This window comes from Facklamia sp. P9177 (genome assembly GCF_050409585.1).
Lineage (GTDB): Bacteria > Bacillota > Bacilli > Lactobacillales > Aerococcaceae > Facklamia.
On sequence record NZ_JBNUPE010000044.1, the window covers coordinates 1 to 743 of the forward strand.

Below are 743 nucleotides of genomic sequence, written 5' to 3' on the forward strand. Positions count from 1 at the left end.
TAGCGGAATCGATGAGATGAGTGTATATGAACTTATGCCGTATCTCAAAGATAACAAAGACAGCCTGCTCGAGAAGTTAAGAACGGGCAAATACAAGCCACGACCCGTATTAGGGGTAGAAATTCCCAAAGAAACAAAAAGGGAATACCGAAAGTTAGGAATACCGACGGTAATAGATAGACTGATACAACAAGGGATCCCCCAAGTATTAAGCCCAATCTATGAAAAACAATTCTTCGAAAATAGTTATGGTTTTCGACCAAGAAGGAGTACCCACGACGCCCTGAAAGCGTGCAAGAAGAATGTGGATGAAGGCTATAAGTAGTTGGTAGATATGGACTTGGAAAAGTTCTTTGATACGGTGTGCCAAAGCAAGCTAATAGAAATACTATCAAGAACTATAAAAGATGGTAGAGTAATAGCGCTAATCCATAAATACTTGAACGCAGGTGTAATAAACGAGGGAAAATATGAAGAAACGAAGGTAGGAATGCCACAAGGTGGAAATCTAAGTCCACTACTAAGTAATAGTATGCTTAACGAACTGGACAAGGAACTGGAACACAGAGGACATAGATTTGTAAGATAAGCAGAGGATTGGATGATATTTTGCAAGAGTAAACGAAGTGCAGAAAGAACCTTAAGAAATAATTTGCCATTTATAGAGGGAAAGCTGAAGTTAAAAGTGAATCGAAATAAAAGCAAGGTAGCACATATAACGAAAGTTAAGTATCTAGGCTATA

Annotated in this window: 1 pseudogene; it reads left to right on the forward strand. The window is 38.4% G+C overall.

Annotated features, from left to right (window positions below):
• Nucleotides 1-34: 34 nt before the first annotated feature.
• Nucleotides 35-589: pseudogene (locus tag ACQV18_RS09380) on the forward strand (reverse transcriptase domain-containing protein).
• Nucleotides 590-743 lie beyond the last annotated feature (154 nt).